Here is a 19,817-nt window from a genome sequence, read left to right as displayed (position 1 = left end):
CCGTCACCACCCCCACGCGCGGCCCGGCAGCGCGGCGCCCGTTTTCAAGCGCGCGCACGCAATCGGCCATCTCGCCGATATCGCCCACCTCGACAATGCCAAGCTGGGCAAAGGCCGCGCGGTACAGCCGGTCATCGCCCGCTAGGCTGGCGGTATGCGAGGCGGCGGCGCGCGCGCCCACCTCGGAACGGCCCACCTTCCACAGCACCAGCGGCACATCGCGTGCCCGCGCCCGGGCGGCCACATCGCGCAGCCTGCCCGGATCGCGCAGCCCCTCGACATAGCCCGCGATCACCCGTGTTCCGCTGTCGCCCAGCATCGCGTCGATGACATCCAGCGCGCCGGTCATCGCCTCGTTGCCGGTGGAGATATAGTGGCGCGTGCCCACCCCCTCGCCATCCAGCCCCATCAGGATCGAATTGCCGAATGCCCCCGATTGCGAGACAATCGACACCGCCCCGCGCCGGTAGGTCTGCCGGTAGGCCGGGCCGAAACCGACATGCACCCCACCATCGACATTCATCAGGCCCTGACAATTGGGTCCGATCAGCTGCACCCCCGCACGCCGGGCAATGCGCACAACCTCCTGCTGAAGGCGTGCGCCCTCCTCCCCCGTCTCGGAAAAGCCGGAGGCAAAAATCACCGCAAAGGGAATGCCCGCAGCCCCGACCGCGCGCACCGCTTCGGGCACAGCGCGGGCAGGCAGCGCGATGGCGGCAAGGTCCACGCCGGGCGGCAGATCAAAGACATGGGCAAAGCAGGGCAGGCCCAGCAGCGTTTCATACTTGGGATTGACCGGCAGGATCGTGCCGGTGAAACCCTTGTGCTGCAGGATTTCCACCACATCGCGCCCGACCGAGCCGGGGGTCTCACTCGCGCCGATCACGGCCACCGCACGGGGGGCGAAAAGCGCGTTCATCGGCCAGGGGTTTGACGCCATATCCTTCATCCCTCCGCCTTCTCCTGTGCCTTTGCGCGCCGGGCGCGGGTCTGCTTGGTGATGTTGAGCTGATGGATCTGGCTGGTGCCCTCATAGAGCCGGAACAGCCGCACATCGCGGTAATAGCGCTCGATCGGGCTGTGATCGGCCACGAAACCCGCGCCGCCGAACACCTGCACCGCCCGGTCCGCCACCCGCCCGCACATCTCGGAGGCGAAATATTTGCAGATGGAAGCCTGAAGCGCGATATCCTCGCCCCGGTCACGGGCGCGCGCCGTTTCCAGCACCAGTGCGCGGGCGGCGTGAATCTCGGTCTGGCAATCGGCCAGCAGCGCCGCCACCAACTGGAAATCGGCGACCGGCTTGCCGAACTGGTGGCGCTTTTCGGCATGGTCCATCGCCAGGTCGAACATGCGGATGGCGGGGCCGGTGCAAAGCGCGGCCAGATGGATGCGTTGCTTGTTCAGCACCCGCATGGCGGTGCGGAAGCCCTGCCCCTCAACCCCGCCGATCAGGTTTTCGGCGGGCACCCGCGCGCCGGTGAAATGCACCTCACCGACCGGCGAGCCTGCCTGCCCCATCATCTTGTAGGGGGCCGAGGTACTCAGCCCCGGCGTATCACGCTCCACCACAAAGGCGCTCAGGCCCCGCGCGCCGGGCTGTTCCGGGTCGGTGCGGGCGATCACGGTGAACAGATCGGCGATGGGCGCGTTGGTGATGTAGCATTTCATCCCGTCGAGGATGTATTCATCCCCCTCGCGCCGCGCCGTCGTCTCAACCGCCGTGGCATCCGAGCCCGCATTGGGCTCGGTCAGGGCGAAACAGCCGGTGGCGCGGCCGCTGGCGAGCGCGGGCAGGAAGCGTTGTTTCTGGGCCTCGGTGCCATCGGCCACCAGCGCCTCGGACCCGATGCCGGTATTGGTGCCCACCCGCGCCCGGTAGGCCACGGCGCATTGCGACAGCTCCATCGCCGCCTGCGCCAGCTCTTCGGTGGTCAGCCCCAGCCCGCCGTATTCCGCGGGGATCGACCAGCCGAAATAGCCCCGCGCGGCCATGTCCTGCACGATATCGGCAGGCACTTCATCCAGCGCGGCAACACGGTCTTCATTCGGATGGGCGACAGCGCGCACCCAGTCATGCACATCTTTCAGCAGCGCCGTCTGGCGCGTTTCATCACGGATCACGATGCGATCTCTCCTGTGGTTTCTGTCCTGCGTGCCCCGAAAAGCTGCGCGGTTTGTTGGCTGATATCCGCGCCGATCTGCGCCAGAAGGGCCGGAGTGCTGCGGTATTCGGGCATCATCACGCTGACCACGCCCAGAAAACGGCCCGCCGGGCCAATCACCGGCGCCGCCGCCGAGGCCGCACCCGGCACCCGTTCACTCGCTGACGTGGCAAAGCCCAGCGCCCGGATCTCGCGCAATTCCCGCCCCAGCCGCGCCGGGTCGATCACGAAATCGGTCTGCTGCACGGGCTTGAGCGTTTTCAGCCACGCCTCCACCTCGGCCTCCGGCAGGGCGGCAAGCTGCGCCTTGCCACCGGCCCCGGCATAGCAGGCATAGCGTGCGCCGACCTCCAGCACATAGCGCACCGGGTGACGGCTTGGCACCACTTCGGCCACTACCTGGTCCCAGGTCGCGGGCACAAACCAGCTGACGGTTTCACCATAGCGGGCGGCAAGGTCATTCATCATCGGACGGATCAGCCGGGTCAGCGCCTGATCGTTCATCAGCGGGCGCAGAAAGCGGATCATCGCCCCGGCAATGATCCAGCGCTCGCGCGCCGGGTCATATTCCACCGCCGCCGCCACGCGCAGGGTTTGCAGCGCTCGCAGGATCTGCCCCTCACCCTGCCCGGCAGCCGCGGCCAGTGCACCCGGCGTCACGCCTTCGGCCCCGGCCTGCGCGATCCGGTCCAGCAAGGCCACGCCCGCCGCCAGCCCCAGTTCACCCGTTTCGCCCTGCGCCAGCGTGTAGCGCTTCTGGGCGTCGCGGCGCAGGTAGCCCTCGGCTTCAAGGGTGCGCAGAAAGCGAAAGGCGATGGTCGTGCTCATGCCCGAGGCGGCAGAGACCTCCGACAAGGTGACAGGCGCGCCGGCCTGCCCGACCACCCGCAGCACCGCAAAAGCACGGCCCACGGTTTTGAGCGCATATTGCTCATCCATATTTTTTCTATTTCCGAAATTTCCTCTTATAAGAAAAGTAGGGACTGCGATGCCCTTGGGTCAAGCCTTTTCTGAGGTGGCGCTGTCGTTTCCGCATAACGGAAAACACACTTCAGACATGCTCTGAAGTGTGCGCTTCAACCTACTGATGTTATGATATTATACCGGATACCTGAGACGGCACTCAAACGCCTTGAAAGCCGTAGAGCCGGGCGGGATTGTCCACCAGAACTTCAGCGCGCCCCGCCGCATCGGGAATCACCCGGCCCAGCCAGTCCAGCGTATAGACCGGGGAAAAGCCCATCCGCACCTGCGCGACATGCGGCCAGTCCGAGCCCCAGATACAGCGATCAGGGCGCGCGGCGTGAAGCTGGCGGGCAAGCGGCAGGGTATCAACCCAGGGCGCAGCCCCGGCGGAAGAGCGGTAGGCACCCGAAAGCTTGACCCATGTGCGCCCGTTCTCCAGCAGCCGCAGCAGCGCCGAAATGGCCGCATCGCGCGCGCTGTCCTGCCCGGTTCCGGCGGGGGGCAGATGGCCCATATGGTCAATCACCACGGGCACCGGCAGACCCGCCAGCCGCTGTTCCAGACCGGGCAGAAGCAGCCCGTCAAGCAACAGCTCCAGATGCCAGCCCCGCGCGGCACACAGCGGGGCAAGCACATCCAGCGCCGCAAGACCGGTGCCGCCGCCGAACAGCATGTTCAGCCGCAGGGCGCGCACCCCGGCCTCCCCCAGTGCATCCAGCGTGCGCGCACTGACATCCGGGCGCACGACCGCCACCCCGGCAAGCCGGTCCCGATGCGCGGCGATGGTGTCGCTCATCAGCCGGTTATCATCGCCATGCACCGAGACCGTCACCAGCACCCCGCGCGCCATCCCCAGCGCCCTGAGATTTCCCAGATAGGCGGCGGGCGTGGCCTCGGGCGGGGTGTAGCTGCGCTCCGCCACGAAAGGATGCGCGGGCGGCAGGCCGATGACATGGGAATGGCAATCGCATGCGCCGGGCGGCGGCACAAAACTGGGCGCGCGGGTGACCAGAAGCGGCGCGGCGCAATGAAACGCTGGACCAGCGGTGACAGACATACGCTTCCCCTCAGGTTGCGAGGTCAGAGTGCGATGCAGTGGCGCGCGCGGCAAGCCCGTTCTGGCGCATCCGCCAGACAAGCTGGTCAAAACGGTCCTGCCCGAAGAACGGCTCATCGTTGAAGACGAAACAGGGCACGCCCCAATGCCCGGCTGCCGTCAGCGCGGCCTCGTTAGCCTCCAGCGCGCGGTCATGATGCCCCGGGTCGCCGGTGATTGCCGCGCTCAGCTCTGCATGGTCAAGCCCGGCGCTTGCCGCCGCGCGCGCCAGATGGTCCCCCTCATGCCAGTTATCCACCGCGCCGGACCACAGCAGCCGCGATACCGCGTCGATATATTCCAGCCCCCGCCCCCGCTCGGCGGCGGCGATGCCCAGATGGGTCAGGCGACGGATATGCGGCTGGTCCGTGGCAATCACATGCGTCGCCGGGTCCTGCACGATGGGGTCGGGCACCGGGCGGCGAAAGGGCAGGCCCAGATAGTCGGCCTGCCGGGCGGTGTCGATGAACAGATAGGGCCGCCAGCCCGGCCCCATCCGCGTGAAAAACGCCGGATCGCGGGTTGCGAGCGGGCGCACCGGGCGTATGGTGACGGTCACGTCATGGGCGGCGGCGAAAGCCACCAGCCGGGGCGTGGCCAGATAGGAATAGGGGCTGCGGAAGGACCAATAGGTTTCAAGATGCAGTGTCATGGGGAAAACTCCTGTCCGGGCGAAAGGGAACTTCGGTGGGAAACAACCGGGAATGCGCCGAAATCTGATCGAACTGCGCCATCTGCGCTGCCTTCTGGCGGCCATCGAGACCGGCAGCATGACCCGGGCCGCGCAGGCGCTGAACATCGCCCAGCCCGCTGTCAGCCAGCATATCCGCACGCTGGAAACCGCGCTGGGTGCGCAACTGCTTGAGCGTTCGGCCAGCGGCGTGCGGCCCACCGCGCGCGGGCGCGAGGTGGCGGCAATCGGCGCCGAGGTGTTCACCACGCTTGAGCGGCTGGGCCCGGCGATGGGCCCGGGCAGCAGCATTGAGGAGGTGCGGCTGGGCCTGCCGATGACCGTCAGCCCGCTGATCACCCAGCCGCTGATGCAGGCCGCCACACAGGATGCCGCCGCGCCCCGGCTGCAACTGAGCGAGGGGATGAGCGCCTATCTGTCCGAATGGCTGCTGAGCGAGCGCATTGATGCGGCGGTTCTGTTCCACGGGCAGGAAAACCCCGATCTGGAGACACGGCCGATACTGTCGGAGCGGCTCTATCTGGTGGGGCCGCCCGGGGCGTTTGCGCCGGGCGACACGGTCGCGCTGGCCGATCTGGGCCGCTTCGCGCTGATCCTGCAGGAAGAGCGCAACGCCCTCTATCAGCTGACCCGCGCCGCCGCCGAGGCCGAGGGCGTGCAACTCAAGGCCAAGTTCGTGATCAATGTGGTCAGCGAAACCACCCGTTTCATCGCTGCGGGTGAGGGTTATGCGGTGCTCGCGCCGATTGCCTTTGTTGAGCAGTTGGCCGAGGGGCGGCTGAGCGCCGCGCCGATTGTTGCGCCTGAAATCCTGCGCGGCTGGGTCTGGGCGGTGCGCCGTACCCCGGGCCTGCCTGCCGGGCGGCGCCGGGCGCTGGAAGCGGCGCGGCTGCTGACCGAGCGGGTGCTGCGGGAGCGGACCGGCGCGGTGAGCGCACGCATGCACCAGTTGATCACCCCGGCCTGACGCGCCGCTCATCGCCCGTCACCCTTTGCGGACGGCGGCAGCAGCATCGCGCCCAGCAGGCGGCCGATCGGCACCATCTTGGGCAAGGTGCGCCGCACCAGATCGCCGATCACCGGCTCCAGGCGCGCCTGCATCACAGGGTCAACCGCCAGATCAGGCAACAACCGCGCCGCCGTTTCAGCCTGCGCGCGCGTGCGGGCGGTGGCGCGCGCCAGACAGCCGCTGGCCTGAAGCGGGGTCAGGCGGGTTTCGGCGTCAGTCAGAAAGGCGGGCCAATGCGCAAGGTGGCGATAGAGGCTGGCAAGGGGCGGCCCCTTGCCCGGATCGCCAAAACGGTCAAGCCGGGCAAGGCAGTCGCGCACCGGCCCGTCCAGCGCCGCGCTGTCAGGCCAGAGCGGCAGGGCACTGGCGAGGGGAGCGGCGCGCATCGCCTCAAGCCAGTCATCTGGCACGGAAGGCACCCGTGGCGTGGCCTTCCTGCCGGGACGTCGGAGCGCCGGGGGCGCGGTGACCGGCGTGCTGAACAGGGCGGTGAAGGCGATCAGGTTGCGGCGGTTGTTGCGGTCATACGCCAGCATGATGCGGCGCATGGCGGCGGCCTCTGTCCGGTTGGGCCAAGAGTTGACGCCCGCTGCCCCGCTGTCTGTCAGCATGGGCAATTCCGGCAACAGCCGGGCGGCCAACGCCTCAAGGCGGCCATCGGTATAGGCCGGGCGCAGGCAGTGCCAGACCACGGCGAGCAGCGGCGCGCCCTGCGCCGCCAGCCTGCGGAACACCAGATTGACCACCTCATTGCCCAGCGTGCGGCGGATATCGCCATAAAGCAGCGCAATATCGGGCGGCGCCTGCGCATCATCGGCCACCTCAGCGACAAGCGGATGCGCAGCCGCTGTCATGCCCGCCGCGCCAGCGCGCGTTCCAGCACGGCCTCCAGCATCCACAGCCTGTCCTGCCCCCATGTCATGTAATCGCCGATGACAAAGACCGGCGCGGCGTACTGGTCATACCGCGCCAGTTCCTCGCGGTGGCGGTCGGCCCATGACAGGTCGGCGTCAGGGTCGGCGTGGCGCAGCGCCTCCGCAGGGTCCAGCCCGGCGCGGGCGGCGAGCGCCGCAAGGTCGGTGTCATCGGCCAGATCGCGCCCTTCGACCCAGACGCCGCGCATGACCGACAGAATCCATGCCTCACCCTGCCCCGCCGCCTCGGCCAGCGGATAAAGCGCCATCGCCCGCCTCAGCCCCGCGCCGAACGGGTCGGTGAAATGGCCGAACGGCACGCCGTGGCGCAACCCTTCGCGCGCGCAATCGGTGCGGAAGTAATCGGCCTTGATCTTTGGAATGGCGAAACCGGCCATCTTCATCGGGATGATCAGCCGGGGCGAAACCCGCAGCCGGTACCGCCGCCCCAAAGCGAAGGTGCGCGCGGCGGCGATATAGGCATAGGGGCTGCGGAACGAGCAGTAGAAGCGCAACTCAGGCTCAGCCCCCGGCGGCAGATTCAGCGCGGGCAACGCAGGCGTTGCACGATGCGGGACAACACCGGGCACCCCGGTGCCGCGCCGGAAACCACGGTTGATCAGCACGGTTTCCAGATGAAACAGCCGGTCGATGCCCCAGTACCAGCCGCCCTCGAAATGGATCATGGCGCTGTGGTAATGCCCCAGCGCCTGCTGGGCTTCGCCGTTCGCGGCAAGGGTGGCAGCGGCCTGTTCCGGTGTGGGCAGGGCAATGGTCTTTTCGGACCGCGCCAGCACCCGCTGCGCCGCCTCCGGGGCGGCAAAAAGCGCCGCGCCCAGCGTGAGCGCGGTGTCGAGGTAGCTGGCGCTGTCACGCCGCGCCAGCAGGATGCGCGTGGCCAGCGCGGTATCGGCGGGGTCCGGCGCGCGCGGCTCGGCCGGAAAGGCAAGCGCAAGGTGGCGGCGGAGGTCGGCGGCATCGCGCAGGCCATTGGCCATCAGCGCGGGCGGGCGCGGCGCGAAATCCGGCCCCGGCAGCGGCACTGTGACGAAGCGCAATTGCACATCATACTGCGCCACCAGCCCGGGCAGGCATTGCAACAACAGCACGCTCCAGGGGTCATCCGGCCGGTGAAAAACCGTCAGCAGCGCGGGGGCAGCCGTGATCTGCATGCGCTCAGACCGTCTGACTGACAAGGCGGGTTTCCAGATAACCCTCCAGCCCCTCGGTGCCCCCTTCCGAGCCGTAGCCGCTGTCGCCCACCCCGCCGAAGGGCAGCTCCGCAATGGAAATCGCCATGCTGTTGACACCGACCATCCCCGCGCGCAACCCCGCCGCCAGCCGGTTGGCCGTGGCCTGAGAGCCGCTGAAGCCATAGGCCGCCAGCCCGTAGGGCAGCGCATTGGCGCGTTTCAGGGCCTCATCCAGATCATCGAACGGGGTGATCGGGGCGATGGGGCCAAAGGGCTCCTCGGTCATCAGAAGGCAGTCATCGGTTGCATCGGCGATGACGGTGGGTTGCCAGAAATACCCCTGATTGCCGATCCGCGCGCCGCCCGTCACCCGGCGCAGTCCGCGCGCACCGGCATCCTCCATGAAGCGCGCCATGGCCGCAAGACGCCGGTCATTCGCAAGCGGCCCCATCTGCACCCCTGCGCTGGTGCCCGCACCCACCACCAGCGCCGCTGCGGCCTCGGCAAAGCGCTCGGTGAAGCGGTCATAGATGCCGCGCTCGACAAAGAAGCGTGAGGGCGAGATGCAGACCTGCCCGGCATTGCGGAACTTCGCGCCGACCAGCAGCGGGATCACCTGATCGAGCGGCGCATCGGCGCTGACGACCACCGGCGCATGCCCGCCCAGCTCCATCGTGGCGCGTTTCACGGACCCTGCGGCCAGCGCGCCCAGATGGCGGCCAACCTGCGTGGAGCCGGTGAAGGAGATCTTGCGGATCAGCGGATGCGGGATCAGATATTCCGATATCTGCGCGGGCACACCGAAGACAAGGTTCAGACAGCCCGGCGGCAACCCGGCCTCTTCCAGCGCATGGGCGATGGCGATGGCCGTGGCCGGGGTCTCCTCTGACGGTTTCATGACAATGGTACAGCCCGCCGCCAGCGCCCCCGCGATCTTGCGCGCGGGCGTCAGCGCGGGAAAGTTCCACGGCGCGAAACCCGCGACCGCGCCGACCGGAAGGCGCTGCACCTCATGGCGCAGGCCCGGGCCACGCGCGGGCACAATGCGCCCGTATAGGCGCGGCGCTTCGTCGCCATACCATTCAAAAATATCGGCCGCCCCGGCCAGCTCGCCGCGCGCTTCGGCCACCGGCTTGCCCTGTTCAAGCGCCATCCATTGCGCAATCACCTCGCTGCGCGCACGCAGGATATCCGCCGCGCGGTTGAGGATGCGCTTGCGCTCCAGCGCCGGGGTGACCGACCAGCGGGTGAAGGCGCGCGCGGCAGCCTGCGCCGCGCGGTCCAGCAGCGCGGTATCGGCATGGGGCAGATGGCCAAGAACGGCCTCGGTGGCGGGGTTCAGAACCGGCTCACCCGCGCCGGTATCGGTGATCCATTCGCCATCAATCAGAAGCGCGGGCTGCGGGTAAGGAGTGGGGTCAGAGCGGGTCATGGGAGATACCTTTCAGGCCTGTCCGGTGGCGATGGGGCTGGTGTCCTGCATGCGCAGCATGCGTTGCAGCAGGCGCTCGGTCAGTTCGCGCCGGGTCTGCACATGGGCGGGGTCTGACCACAGGTTCACCACCTCCATCGGGTCTTCCTGAAGGTCATACAGCTCACCGCGCTCAGCCCCGCGATAGACGCTCAGGCGATAGCGCGGGGTCATCAACGTGCGCAGGCGCACCGGCTCGCGGAAACCAAGGAAGGCGCGCTGGTTGTCCTCTTCGATCAGCACCTCTTCGCGGTCGGGCGCGGTGCCCGTCACCGCCCCCAGCAGCGAGGTGCCCTGAAAGCCGTTGAACGGCGCCAGCCCCGCCCGGTCCAGCACCGTGGCCGAGATATCGATGGTGGAGGCAAGGCTGCCGGTCTGCGCCTTCTGCTGCCCCTCAAGCGCCGGGTCGACATAGACGAAGGGCACACGCACCAGACCATCGTAATGCATCGGACCCTTGAGCATGAGCTGGTGGTCGCCCATGAAATCGCCGTGGTCCGAGGTGAACATGATCACCGTGTCCCGGTCCTGCCCGGTTTCCCCCAGCACCTGAACGATCCGCGCAATCGCATCGTCGATCATCGAGATGGAGCCATAGGTCAGCGCGATGGCCTGCCGGACATCGCTTTCATGAACCGCCTGCGCGATCCATGAATTGCGGTCCTGCGTGCCGCCGTCGCGCGCCTCGCGCAGCAGCCGCACAGGTTCGGGCAACTCGTTGCCGCGCAGATGAAAGCTGGGCGGCAGTTCGATATCGGCGGGGCCATACATGTCGAAATACTTGCCCGGTGGCGTGAACGGATGGTGCGGGTCATTGAACGAGCATTGCAGGAAGAAGGGCCGGTCATCGGCGCCGGTGGCGCGCTTGCGCAGGAACGCCTCGGCATGGTCGCGGATATAAAAGGTTGAATACAGCTCTTCGGGGACGCGGGTGCGCCAAGCCTGAAAATCTGACATGCCGCCGTCCCAGGGCAGCGCATTTTCCGGCCCGATCAGCTTTTTTGACCCCGGATGCTTTGCCTCCAGCCAGCGGCTGTAATGGCCATGGACCTGATCGCAATGCATCGCGGTCAGGTCCACATGCTCGAACCCGTAATAGGGCAGCGTCAGGTCATGCGCGGGGTCTTCCCACGCCGTCGCCGTCTCCTGATTGTAAAGCGGGTGCGACAGGTCTTCGATCACCGCCTCATCCATTCCCGGCGGCGGCGGCTGGTGGCTTCCATGATCTGGCCTGCCCGCGACGGCTTTCCACGGCGTCATGTTCTGCAAGTGGATCTTGCCGACCGCCGCCGTGTGATACCCCCCCGCCCGCAGCACGCCCGTATAGGTCGCGGCGCGCAGCGACAGCGGAATCCCGTTGGAGCGCACCCCGTTCACCGATGAGGTGCGCCCGGTGATCATCGCCGCGCGGTTGGGCATGCAGGCCGGGTTTGTGACATAGAAGCGGTCAAACCGGGTGCCGCGCCGCGCCAGCGCATCAATGCCGGGGGTGCGCAGAACCCGGTTGCCGTAGCAGCCCAGATGATCGACGCGTTGCTGATCGGTAATGAACAGGATGAAATTGGGGCGCTTGGCCATGCCGCTCTCCGCATTGACGGGGTTTATGGCGGTCAGGTTACGCGTTGAACGCGCTGCGGAATAATAGGGATTCCGACTGCATGATATAAGTCTGGCTTATGTCCGCGCGACCGGCACCGACCACAGCAAAAAGGGGAGCATGCTGCCCCCCTCCGCGCTCGAAATGGCGTGATGTTTCGCCCGGTGGTTCCGTTATTCGGCCGCCAGATCCGCCGCCAGTTCGGCCTTGGCCGTGGCGTATTCGCCCGCCAGCCGGTCCACCAGCGCCCGCGCGGGCAGCACCGCCCGCACCGCGCCGATACCCTGCCCCGAGCCCCAGACCTCTTTCCAGGCCTTCGGCTTGGCCGAGTCACCATCGGCAAAGCTCATGTCGGTGCTGGTTTGCGGCAGGTTGTCCGGGTCCAGCCCGGTCCGCGCGATCGAGGGTTTCAGGTAGTTGCCCGAAACGCCGGTGAAGATTGACGAGGTGACGATATCATCGGCCCCCCCTTCAACGATCATCTGCTTGTAATCGGCAACCGCATTGGCCTCCTCGGTGGCAATGAAGGGCGAGCCGATATAAGCCAGATCAGCCCCCATCGCACGCGCCGCCAAGATCCCCCGCCCGGTTGAAATGGCGCCCGACAGCAGCAGCGGGCCGTCAAACCACTGCCGGATCTCGCCCACAAGCGCGATCGGGTTGACCGGCCCGGCATGGCCACCGGCCCCTGCGGCCACGGCGATCAGCCCGTCGGCACCCTTCTCAACCGCCTTGCGGGCAAAACGGTTGTTGATCACGTCATGCAGGGTGATGCCACCGCAGGAATGCGCGGCCTCGTTCACCTCAGGGCGCGCGCCCAGCGAGGTGATCCAGATGGGCACTTTCCAGCGCGCGCAGATCTCCACGTCCCGGTCCAGCCGCCCGTTCGAGCGGTGCACGATCTGGTTGACGGCAAAGGGCGCGGCGGGGTGGTCAGGGTTGGCCTGATTGTGGCGGTCCAACGCCTCGGTGATCTGTTGCAGCCAGCGCTCCAGCATCACCGGCCCGCCCGGCTCGTCGCGGGCGTTGAGGGCGGGAAAGCTGCCGACAATCCCGGCGGTGCATTGCGCGATCACCAGATCGGGGGTGGAGATGATGAACATCGGCGAGGCGACGACCGGCAGGCGCAGGCCGCGCAGAACGGGCGGCAGGCGGTTGCGGGTGGTGACAGAAGTGATCTGGTTCACGGTTTCAACCCTTGCTGAAAAAGTCAGGTTTACGCTTTTCAAGAAAGGCGGCAAGCCCTTCGCGCGCCTCAACCCCGAAGCGCGCGCGGTTGATCCCGGCAGCCTCACGGTCAAGATGCGTGGCCAGATCAGCGGCAGGCGCGCTCTCGATCAACCCCTTGATATACGCCATGGCCTGCACCGGCCCGGCGGCCAGACGCCCGGCCAACGCCAGCGCATCCTCAAGCGCCGCGCCCGGTTCGCACAGGCTGTTGATCAGCCCCAGCGCATGCAGCCGCTCGGCCCCTACCGGCGTGCCCAGCAGGCACATCTCGGCGACAAGCTGGCGCGGCAGGCTCTGGGCCAGAAAATGGGTCACGCCGCCATCGGGCGTCAGACCGACCTTGACATAGGCGACGGTGAATTTCGCATCCTGCGCCGCCACAATCATGTCGCAGGCCAGCGCCAGCGAGGCCCCGGCCCCCGCCGCGCCCCCCTCGACCGCGGCGACCACCGGCTTGGGGCAGTCGCGCAGCGCCTTGATCATCACATTGAGCAGATCGGTATTGACCGTCACCTCGGCCAGCGTCTTTTCCGCGCTGGCCTTGAGCGCGTTGATATTGCCGCCGGACGAGAAGAAACCGTTCGCCCCCGCCAGAACAATCGCGCGCACCGAGGCATCCTGCCCGGCACCGATCACCGCCTCCTGCACCTGACGGTACAGCGGCGGGCTGATCGAATTGCGGGTTGTCGCGCCATCAAGGGTCAGTATCAGAACCGGGCCGCGCCGTTCCTGGGTGAGGGTCGTTTCCGTCATGTCAGGCTCTCTCGTTTCTTGCAGGAATGGCTTTTCTTACAGCGCTGCCGCTTCGGCCACCAGCAGATGGCGCAGGCGGGCGGCGTGGTCATCGGCGGTGCCGAACAGCATGTCCGCCACCAGCACCCGCTTGACCAGCGCGCCCAGCACATATTCCGCCGTCATGCCGATGCCACCGTGCAACTGGATGGCGGCGGCCGCAGCCGGGCGGATGCGGGTGGCAAGGTGACGGCGCAGCTGCGAGACGGCGCGGGCGCGGGCGGTGCCGCCGTCTTCCCCGGCATCATCGCAGGCCATGGCGGCGCGATAGACAAGCGAGGTCATATGCTCGGTCTCATGGACCATATCGACCATCCGGTGCTGAAGCGCCTGAAACCGGCCGATCTTCTGGCCAAACTGCTGGCGGGTTTTCAGATGCTCCAGCGTCAGCACGTTGATGCGCAGCATCGCGCCCAGCGCATCGGCAGCCAGCGCCAGCGCCCCGGCATCGCGCAACAGCCGCGCCAGGGCCGCGCCGCCGATCCGCGCCGTGACAGACAGCGCCACGCCGTCAAAGCGCAGATCGGCGGCGGCGCGGCCATCGACAAGCGCATAGGGCTCCACGCTTAGCCCCCGCGTATCGGCGGGCACCAGAAAGACCGCATCCGGCGTGAGGACCAGATGCGCGGCAGCACCGGCAGCATTCAGGCAGGCCACCTTGCGCCCGGCCAGCAGGAAGCCGTCGCGCGCGGGCTGTGCAATCAGCGGCTCTTGCGGTGCATCATCCACCGCCGCACCCAGCAGGGCATGCCCGGCCACCAGCGCCGCCACCAGTTCCGGCGGCAGGGTATCAGCGCCGCCATGGCGCAGGCAGAGCGCGGGCAGCAGCACTGACGAGACAAGCGGCAGATCCGCGCCAAAGCGCCCGCCCTCGATCAGCGCGAAGGTCAGATCGGAGACGCCCAGCCCTGCCCCGCCGACAGAGGCAGGAAAAGGCAATCCCGCCAGCTCCAACCCCGCAAGCGCGCGCCAGAGGGCAGCGTGATCCACGGTACCCGCACGGGGCAAGCCGTGATCACCCAGCACCTGCGCCACGCTGTCAGCCACCATGCGCTGCTCATCGCTCAGCGAAAAATCCATCATATGTCAAAGTCCAAGTATTTGTTTAGAAACGATATTCTTCTGAATCTCGCTGGAGCCGCCGAAAACCGTGAACGCGCGCGAGAAAAGCCAGCCATGGGTGCCATAGCCTTCTGGCCCGCGTCGCGCATTGCCCGCGCCATCCTCGCGCCACGGCGCGGCCTCGGGCCCCGCCACCTCCATCGCCAGTTCGGTGATACGCTGCTGAATCTCGGTGCCGCGCAGCTTGAGGAAGGACGACAGCGCCCCCGCATCCCGCCCGGGACCAAGCTGCGAAAGCATGCGCAGATTGGTGATTTCCAGCGCCGCCATATCGGTTTCCAGATCAACCAGCCTTGTGGCAAAGACCGGGTCATCAAGGCGGCCCCGCGCGCGGGCAAGGCCCTTGAGCAGCGTGATCTCGGCCTTGGCCTGCCCGACATTGGCGACCGTCACCCGCTCATGCGCGAGCAGGAACTTGGCATAATCCCAGCCCTTGTTTTCCTGCCCGACAAGGTTGCCGGCGGGCACGCGCACCGCATCAAGGAAAACATCGTTGACATGGTGGTCGCCGTCGATGGTGATGATCGGCTGCACCCGCACACCGGGGCTGCGCATGTCGATCAGCACCATCGAGATACCCTTTTGCGGGCGCTCGGCATCCGGATCGGTGCGCACCAGCGCGAACATCCATTGCGCGTGCTGGCCCGTCGTCGTCCAGGTTTTCTGGCCGGTGACGATATAATCATCGCCGTCGCGCACCGCCTTGCAGCGCAGCGAGGCAAGGTCAGACCCCGCGCCGGGCTCGGAAAAACCCTGACACCAGTATTCCTCACCGCTGAGCATGGGCGGCAGGAAGCGGGCGCGCTGCGCGTCGCTGCCGAAATGGATCAGGATAGGGCCGATCATCCGCAGGGCGAAGGGGCGCAGGCGCGGTGCGCCCGCCGCCATCGCCTCGGTGTCGAAAATATGCTGTTGCAGCACGCTCCAGCCCGCGCCGCCGTGTGCCACCGGCCAATGCGGGGCCACCCAGCCCTTCGCATGCAGAATGTGGTGCCAGCGCATCATCTCGTCAAAGCTGTGGCGGCGGCAGGCGAAGAAGGTGGCGGAGATGTCCGGCGGCAGGTTTCCGGCGAGAAACGCGCGCACCTCATCACGGAAGGCCAGATCGGCCGGAGACAGGGAAAGGTCCATTCAGGCGTCCGTTTTCAGTCAGGGGAAACCCCGCGCGACCATGCCGCGCGGGGCAGCATTTCAGCGCAGTTCGGGCGGCATCAGATGGTCAGGCACCTCGATGCCAACCTCCTGATAGTAGCGATAGGCGCCCAGATGCAGCGGCATGTTCATCTCGGCCAGCGCGTTTTCCGGCGTGATCACCGCCATCCAGCGCGCGGCCTCGGTCAGATCATCGTTGTTCTCAAAGATCACGCGGGTGATGTCATAGACCTCATCCTCGCTCATCCAGCGATGCGTTCCCAGACCGACGAGCGAGTCGATCAGCTGCACGGGTTCCTCATTGACCAGATTGGCATAGGTGCCCGGCTGCAAGGTGTTCAGGCTGCGCCCGGGAATGGAGAGGGCGGTCTGCATCTCGTCGCTGTCCAGCGCCGATTGCGGAATGCCGATCACCCGGAATTCGCCGATCGCCGAAAGCTGCGCCAGTGCCGGGCTGGGGATCGGTGTGGGAACGAAGTAAACGTCGATCTGGCGGTCCTGAAAAGCCTGCGCCGCCGCGCCCCAGTCAAGGTTCAGCGATTCATACTGATCATTGGGGTCAAAGCCGGTGGTGCCCTTGATGATCTGCTCAACCACCGTACGCGCCGCACCCGCAGGCGGGCCTGCAAAGACCCGGCGGCCCGCGAAATCCTCCATCGAGGTGATGCCGCTGTCGGCCCAGACGACGCCGTGATAGGCGCCCAGCGGATAGTTCAGAATCGACCGCAGATTGTCGAACATCTCGCGCGCGTTTTCCATTTCAGCATACATGTTGATCTGGTTTTGCATGAAATGGTTGATCGACACGGCAGTGACAAAGAGGTCAAGCTGCTGGGTCGCCGCATCTACCGCCTGCCGCGTCGCGGCCGAGCCGGTGGCAAGCTGGATGCGGTGGCCCAGCTCATGGCGCAAGACCTCGCTCACCGCGATGGAAAAGACCGTGGTGGGCGAATCCGAGCCCAGCGCGGCCATCTGCAGCGAGCGCCCCTGTGCAGAGGCCTCCCCCGCCCCGGCCAGCAGCATCACCCCGGCCATCAACGCGCCGAGCGTATTTCTGCCCAATGCGTTTCTCATCGTGTATCCCGTCATCTGTTCCTCCCTGATAACGATTGTCGTTCGTTCGCTCAGGCCTGCGCCTGCGCCCGCGCGCGCCGCAGTGCCAGCGTCTTGCCCAGAATCACCGCCAGCGACACGGCGATCATCACCAGTTGCAGTTGCGGTATCTGGATCAGCAGCAGCGCCGCCACCCCCAGCCGCAACCCGCGCTCCGGCCAGCCCAGACGGTTGCCCGCAAAGCCGATAAGCCCCGTGTTGAGCATCCAGATCGCCAGTGACAGCGACACGATGACCCGCACCAGCACCACCGGATCGAAGGGGCCGATCAGCAGCAGGATGGGCTCATAGACAAACACGAAGGGGATGAGGAAGCCGGTCAGCGCAAGCTTCAGCGCCATGACCGAGGTTTCCATCGGATTGGCCTTGGCAATCGGTGCCGCAGCAAAGGCGCCGATGGCCACGGGCGGCGTGATCGCCGACAGCACCCCGAAATAGAACACGAACATATGCGCCGCCAGCTGATCAGCGCCCAGCCGGGTCAGCACCGGGCCCAGCACCAGCACGATGATCAGATAGGCGGGCAAGGTCGGCATGCCCATGCCCAGCATCAGGCAGGCCAGCGCGGTGACAATCAGCGAGCCCAGCAGCGAGTGTTCCGACAGGCCGGACACCGCCGAGGCAAAGGACAGGCCGAGCCCGGTCAGGTTCAGCACCCCCAGAATGACCCCGATGCAGCCCACCGCAACCAGAATGCTGGCACAGTTGCGCCCGGCCTGCACCAGCACCTTCCAGACAAGCCAGGGATCTTTCCAGTTCGCCGGGTTGAACAGCCCCAGCACGGCGGCAGTCAGCGTGGCGACAAAACCCGCCATCGCCGGAGAGCGGCCCATGACCAGCACCGCGACAATCGCCGCGATGGGGATCAGGAAGAGCAGGCTTGCCAGCAGGTCACGCCGCGTCAGGGGCAGACGCTCGGACAGCGGAACCGGCTGGATATTCTGCTTGGCGGCCTGAATCGAGATCGCGGTAAACAGCGCGCCGTAAAACAGCAGCGCCGGAATGATCGCGGCAATGGCAACCGTGGCATAGGGCACCCCGATCAGGTCTGCCATCAGGAAGGCCGCAGCGCCCATGACCGGCGGCACAATCTGCCCCCCGGTCGAGGCCGCGGCCTCGATCCCGCCGGCCATGGCGGGTTTGAAACCCCGCCGCTGGATCATCGGAATGGTGAACGAGCCCGTCCCCACCACATTCGCCGTGACACTGCCGGACATGGCACCGAAAAAGCCGCTGGCGATCACCGCCGAATGCGCAGGGCCGCCGCGTGTGCGCCCGGTCAGCGCCAGCGAAACCCGGATCAGCGCATTGCTGGCGCCGGTGCCCTCCAGCACCGCGCCAAAGACGATGAAAATCAGCACCATCTGGATCACAATGCCCAGCGGTATGCCGAACACCCCCTGAAAGCTGTACCAGACCGTCAGCATCACCCGGTCCATCCGCATGCCGGAATGGTTCAGAAACCCCGGCAGCCAGGGGCCGATGAAGCAGAACACCAGCCCGACGACGGAGATGATGACAATGGGCAATCCGAACAGGCGGCGCGTGGTTTCCAGCAGAATGGCGATCCCGGCAAGCGCCAGCATCACATCCATGCGGGTGAACATGTAGATCGTGCGCTCCAGCAGGCCCAGCACCGTGATGAAGCGCCACATCACCACCGTGAGCAGCACAATCATCGCAAGGTCCAGCGCCCATGCAAGCGCGCGCATGCGCGGGCCGCCGCTGACGCGATCGGCCAGTGGCGTGCACAGCAGGGCAACCACGATCCCGGCCCACAACAGGCCTGCGCGCGTGAACGCGATGTCGAACGCCCCCTGATAGGAGACATAGATCGCCTGAAGCGCGATGGCGACGGCGATCAGCCCGGCCAGATAGCCTGCCCCGGTTCTGAGGGTTGCGAAATTCACAGCTGCCTCCCGCCTGCCTGCCGCCGCGCGTCTGCCGTTTCCCCGGTCCCAGCATTCCCTGTCGGGGAGGGGCTGGCGATATAGGGGCACTCGGCAATCGACCATTCCGGCTTCGGCTCGGTGCGGAAGATCTGGCGCAGATGCACCTCGTCAGGGCCGTCACCGATGCGGAACCAGCGCGCATAAGACCATGCGTGATGGATCAGCGATTCCTCCACCCCGCCCATCGCGCCGAACACCTGCACCGCACGGTCGGCGATGGTCTGCAACATGCGCGGCGCGGCGATCTTGATCATCGACACCTGCCGCCAGACCGCCGGGCCACCGCCCTGCCCGGTTCCCGCGGTATCGGCAGCATCAACCATGGCGGCGGCCTTGTGGATGAACAGGCGCACCATCTCAATCTCGACACGCGCCTCGGCGATCCAGCCCTGAACGGTGTCATAATCAATCACGCTGCGCCCGAAGGTCGTGCGCTCACCGGCGCGGGCGATCATCTGCGACACCAGCATCTCGGCCATGCCGACACAGCGCATGCAGTGATGGATGCGCGCCGGGCCCAGCCGCACCTGCGCGCCCCGGAACCCCTGCCCGCGTTCGCCCAGCAGGTTTTCCACCGGCACTTTCACATCGCGCAGGGTGAATTCACCGATAGGCGCGACATGGTCACGCCAGCCCATGAACGACAACTCGCGCTCCAGCGTCAGGCCGGGTGTGCCGATGGGCACAATTACCATGCTCTGGCGCTCAAGGCGCGGCGCATCGGGGTCGCTGACGCCCATGACAATCAGGAACGCGCAATCCGGATGCGCGCCGCCGGTCGCAAACCACTTGCGCCCGTTCAGCGTGATCATCCCCTCGTCGCGCCCGGTGCCAAAGGTGATGCGCGTGGCGATGTTGCTGGCGTCAGACGAGGCCACATCAGGCTCGGTCATCGCATAGGAGGAACGCGTGCGCCCCTCCAGCAGCGGTTGCAGCCAGCGGGCGCGTTGCGCGGGCGTGGCCAGCGCCTGAAGCATCGCCATATTCGGCACATCGGGCGCCTGACAGTTGAACACCTGCGAACCCCAGGGCAGCCGCCCCAGAATTTCAGCCACCGGGGCGAATTCCAGATTGCTCAGCCGCGTTCCCGGCTCATCATCGCGCAACAGCGGCAGGGCAAGGTTCCACAAACCCTGCTCGCGGGCCTTGCGCTGAAGGGCGGGCATGAACGGCGCCTCGCGCCCTTCGCGGCAGACCGACTGAAACCAGTCACGGTGGCGCGGCAGAATTTCGGCGGCAAAAAAGGCCTCGGCGCGGTCACGAATGGCCTGCGCGGCAGGCGTCAGTTCAAAGTCCATTCTCCCCCCGGATTTGTTTTATTGTTATTGTTGACGGAGATATTTCATATATCGTA

The 19,817-nt window shown here is 66.7% G+C and carries 17 protein-coding genes; 1 reads left to right on the top strand and 16 read right to left on the bottom strand.

Annotation, left to right across the window (positions count from 1 at the left end):
* The 5 genes from V7Q53_RS07850 to V7Q53_RS07830 all read right to left on the bottom strand — a co-directional run.
* Window positions 1-949, bottom strand: a 949-nt coding sequence (locus tag V7Q53_RS07850) for a CoA-binding protein (protein WP_333827977.1), incomplete at its 3' end; no start/stop codon positions are given.
* Window positions 946-2,124, bottom strand: coding sequence for an acyl-CoA dehydrogenase family protein (locus V7Q53_RS07845; RefSeq protein ID WP_333827976.1), 1,179 nt, complete (start codon window positions 2,122-2,124; stop codon window positions 946-948). The genes V7Q53_RS07850 and V7Q53_RS07845, both read right to left, overlap by 4 nt.
* Entirely contained in the window at window positions 2,121-3,104 is a 984-nt protein-coding gene (locus V7Q53_RS07840; RefSeq protein ID WP_333827975.1) for an IclR family transcriptional regulator, read from the bottom strand. Before V7Q53_RS07840 ends, V7Q53_RS07845 begins: the two co-directional genes overlap by 4 nt.
* A 184-nt stretch (window positions 3,105-3,288) precedes the next feature.
* Entirely contained in the window at window positions 3,289-4,188 is a 900-nt protein-coding gene (locus V7Q53_RS07835) for an amidohydrolase family protein (protein WP_333827974.1), read from the bottom strand.
* A gap of 10 nt (window positions 4,189-4,198) precedes the next feature.
* Entirely contained in the window at window positions 4,199-4,879 is a 681-nt protein-coding gene (locus tag V7Q53_RS07830; protein WP_333827973.1) for a 2-hydroxychromene-2-carboxylate isomerase, read from the bottom strand.
* A 52-nt stretch (window positions 4,880-4,931) separates the two neighbouring features.
* Here V7Q53_RS07830 and V7Q53_RS07825 point away from each other — a divergent pair, with 52 nt between their 5' ends.
* Window positions 4,932-5,885 carry a LysR family transcriptional regulator gene (locus V7Q53_RS07825; RefSeq protein WP_333827972.1) on the top strand — a complete coding sequence of 318 codons (954 nt, stop codon included), beginning with the start codon at window positions 4,932-4,934 and terminating at the stop codon, window positions 5,883-5,885.
* An 8-nt stretch (window positions 5,886-5,893) separates the two neighbouring features.
* On the opposite strand, the gene V7Q53_RS07820 is transcribed toward V7Q53_RS07825, so the two are convergent.
* From V7Q53_RS07820 to V7Q53_RS07770, 11 genes are all read right to left on the bottom strand, one after another.
* The gene (locus V7Q53_RS07820; protein ID WP_333827971.1) at window positions 5,894-6,781 is read right to left on the bottom strand and encodes a hypothetical protein; all 888 of its coding nucleotides are present in this window, start codon (window positions 6,779-6,781) and stop codon (window positions 5,894-5,896) included.
* Window positions 6,778-8,013 carry a DsbA family protein gene (locus tag V7Q53_RS07815; protein ID WP_333827970.1) on the bottom strand — a complete coding sequence of 412 codons (1,236 nt, stop codon included), beginning with the start codon at window positions 8,011-8,013 and terminating at the stop codon, window positions 6,778-6,780. The genes V7Q53_RS07820 and V7Q53_RS07815 overlap by 4 nt, the downstream gene beginning before the upstream one ends.
* Window positions 8,014-8,017: 4 nt before the next feature.
* A complete protein-coding gene (locus tag V7Q53_RS07810) occupies window positions 8,018-9,466 on the bottom strand; it encodes an NAD-dependent succinate-semialdehyde dehydrogenase (protein ID WP_333827969.1) in 1,449 nt (482 codons plus the stop codon).
* Window positions 9,467-9,478: 12 nt separating this feature from the next.
* A complete protein-coding gene (locus V7Q53_RS07805) occupies window positions 9,479-11,083 on the bottom strand; it encodes a sulfatase family protein (RefSeq protein ID WP_333827968.1) in 1,605 nt (534 codons plus the stop codon).
* Between the two features lie 192 nt (window positions 11,084-11,275).
* Window positions 11,276-12,289 (bottom strand): NAD(P)H-dependent flavin oxidoreductase, encoded by a 1,014-nt coding sequence (locus tag V7Q53_RS07800; protein WP_333827967.1) that lies wholly within the window; start codon window positions 12,287-12,289, stop codon window positions 11,276-11,278.
* Between the two features lie 4 nt (window positions 12,290-12,293).
* Entirely contained in the window at window positions 12,294-13,085 is a 792-nt protein-coding gene (locus V7Q53_RS07795) for an oxepin-CoA hydrolase, alternative type (protein WP_333827966.1), read from the bottom strand.
* A 36-nt stretch (window positions 13,086-13,121) separates the two neighbouring features.
* Window positions 13,122-14,207 carry an acyl-CoA dehydrogenase family protein gene (locus V7Q53_RS07790; RefSeq protein WP_333827965.1) on the bottom strand — a complete coding sequence of 362 codons (1,086 nt, stop codon included), beginning with the start codon at window positions 14,205-14,207 and terminating at the stop codon, window positions 13,122-13,124.
* 3 nt (window positions 14,208-14,210) lie between these two features.
* The gene (locus V7Q53_RS07785; protein ID WP_333827964.1) at window positions 14,211-15,377 is read right to left on the bottom strand and encodes an acyl-CoA dehydrogenase family protein; all 1,167 of its coding nucleotides are present in this window, start codon (window positions 15,375-15,377) and stop codon (window positions 14,211-14,213) included.
* A gap of 60 nt (window positions 15,378-15,437) precedes the next feature.
* Entirely contained in the window at window positions 15,438-16,487 is a 1,050-nt protein-coding gene (locus V7Q53_RS07780) for a TAXI family TRAP transporter solute-binding subunit (RefSeq protein ID WP_333827963.1), read from the bottom strand.
* 35 nt (window positions 16,488-16,522) lie between these two features.
* On the bottom strand, window positions 16,523-18,421 hold the full coding sequence (locus tag V7Q53_RS07775; protein ID WP_333827962.1) for a TRAP transporter permease: 1,899 nt from the start codon (window positions 18,419-18,421) through the stop codon (window positions 16,523-16,525).
* Window positions 18,418-19,761: an acyl-CoA dehydrogenase family protein gene (locus V7Q53_RS07770; RefSeq protein WP_333827961.1), complete on the bottom strand. Its 1,344-nt coding sequence runs from the start codon at window positions 19,759-19,761 to the stop codon at window positions 18,418-18,420. The genes V7Q53_RS07775 and V7Q53_RS07770 overlap by 4 nt, the downstream gene beginning before the upstream one ends.
* Window positions 19,762-19,817: the final 56 nt, after the last annotated feature.

This window comes from Pararhodobacter sp. (assembly GCF_036802785.1).
In the GTDB taxonomy this organism is placed as follows: Bacteria; Pseudomonadota; Alphaproteobacteria; order Rhodobacterales; family Rhodobacteraceae; genus Pararhodobacter.
This window is presented reverse-complemented; position numbering and strand designations above follow the sequence as displayed.

What these genes read in the sequence shown, in the direction of transcription:
- V7Q53_RS07805 (WP_333827968.1), bottom strand. Translation starts at nt 11,083, where the DNA reads ATGGCCAAGCGCCCCAATTTCATCCTGTTCATTACCGATCAGCAACGC.
- V7Q53_RS07795 (WP_333827966.1), bottom strand. Translation starts at nt 13,085, where the DNA reads ATGACGGAAACGACCCTCACCCAGGAACGGCGCGGCCCGGTTCTGATA.
- V7Q53_RS07820 (WP_333827971.1), bottom strand. Translation starts at nt 6,781, where the DNA reads ATGACAGCGGCTGCGCATCCGCTTGTCGCTGAGGTGGCCGATGATGCG.
- V7Q53_RS07840 (WP_333827975.1), bottom strand. Translation starts at nt 3,104, where the DNA reads ATGGATGAGCAATATGCGCTCAAAACCGTGGGCCGTGCTTTTGCGGTG.
- V7Q53_RS07825 (WP_333827972.1), top strand. Translation starts at nt 4,932, where the DNA reads ATGCGCCGAAATCTGATCGAACTGCGCCATCTGCGCTGCCTTCTGGCG.
- V7Q53_RS07770 (WP_333827961.1), bottom strand. Translation starts at nt 19,761, where the DNA reads ATGGACTTTGAACTGACGCCTGCCGCGCAGGCCATTCGTGACCGCGCC.
- V7Q53_RS07780 (WP_333827963.1), bottom strand. Translation starts at nt 16,487, where the DNA reads ATGACGGGATACACGATGAGAAACGCATTGGGCAGAAATACGCTCGGC.
- V7Q53_RS07790 (WP_333827965.1), bottom strand. Translation starts at nt 14,207, where the DNA reads ATGATGGATTTTTCGCTGAGCGATGAGCAGCGCATGGTGGCTGACAGC.
- V7Q53_RS07835 (WP_333827974.1), bottom strand. Translation starts at nt 4,188, where the DNA reads ATGTCTGTCACCGCTGGTCCAGCGTTTCATTGCGCCGCGCCGCTTCTG.
- V7Q53_RS07830 (WP_333827973.1), bottom strand. Translation starts at nt 4,879, where the DNA reads ATGACACTGCATCTTGAAACCTATTGGTCCTTCCGCAGCCCCTATTCC.
- V7Q53_RS07810 (WP_333827969.1), bottom strand. Translation starts at nt 9,466, where the DNA reads ATGACCCGCTCTGACCCCACTCCTTACCCGCAGCCCGCGCTTCTGATT.
- V7Q53_RS07815 (WP_333827970.1), bottom strand. Translation starts at nt 8,013, where the DNA reads ATGCAGATCACGGCTGCCCCCGCGCTGCTGACGGTTTTTCACCGGCCG.
- V7Q53_RS07785 (WP_333827964.1), bottom strand. Translation starts at nt 15,377, where the DNA reads ATGGACCTTTCCCTGTCTCCGGCCGATCTGGCCTTCCGTGATGAGGTG.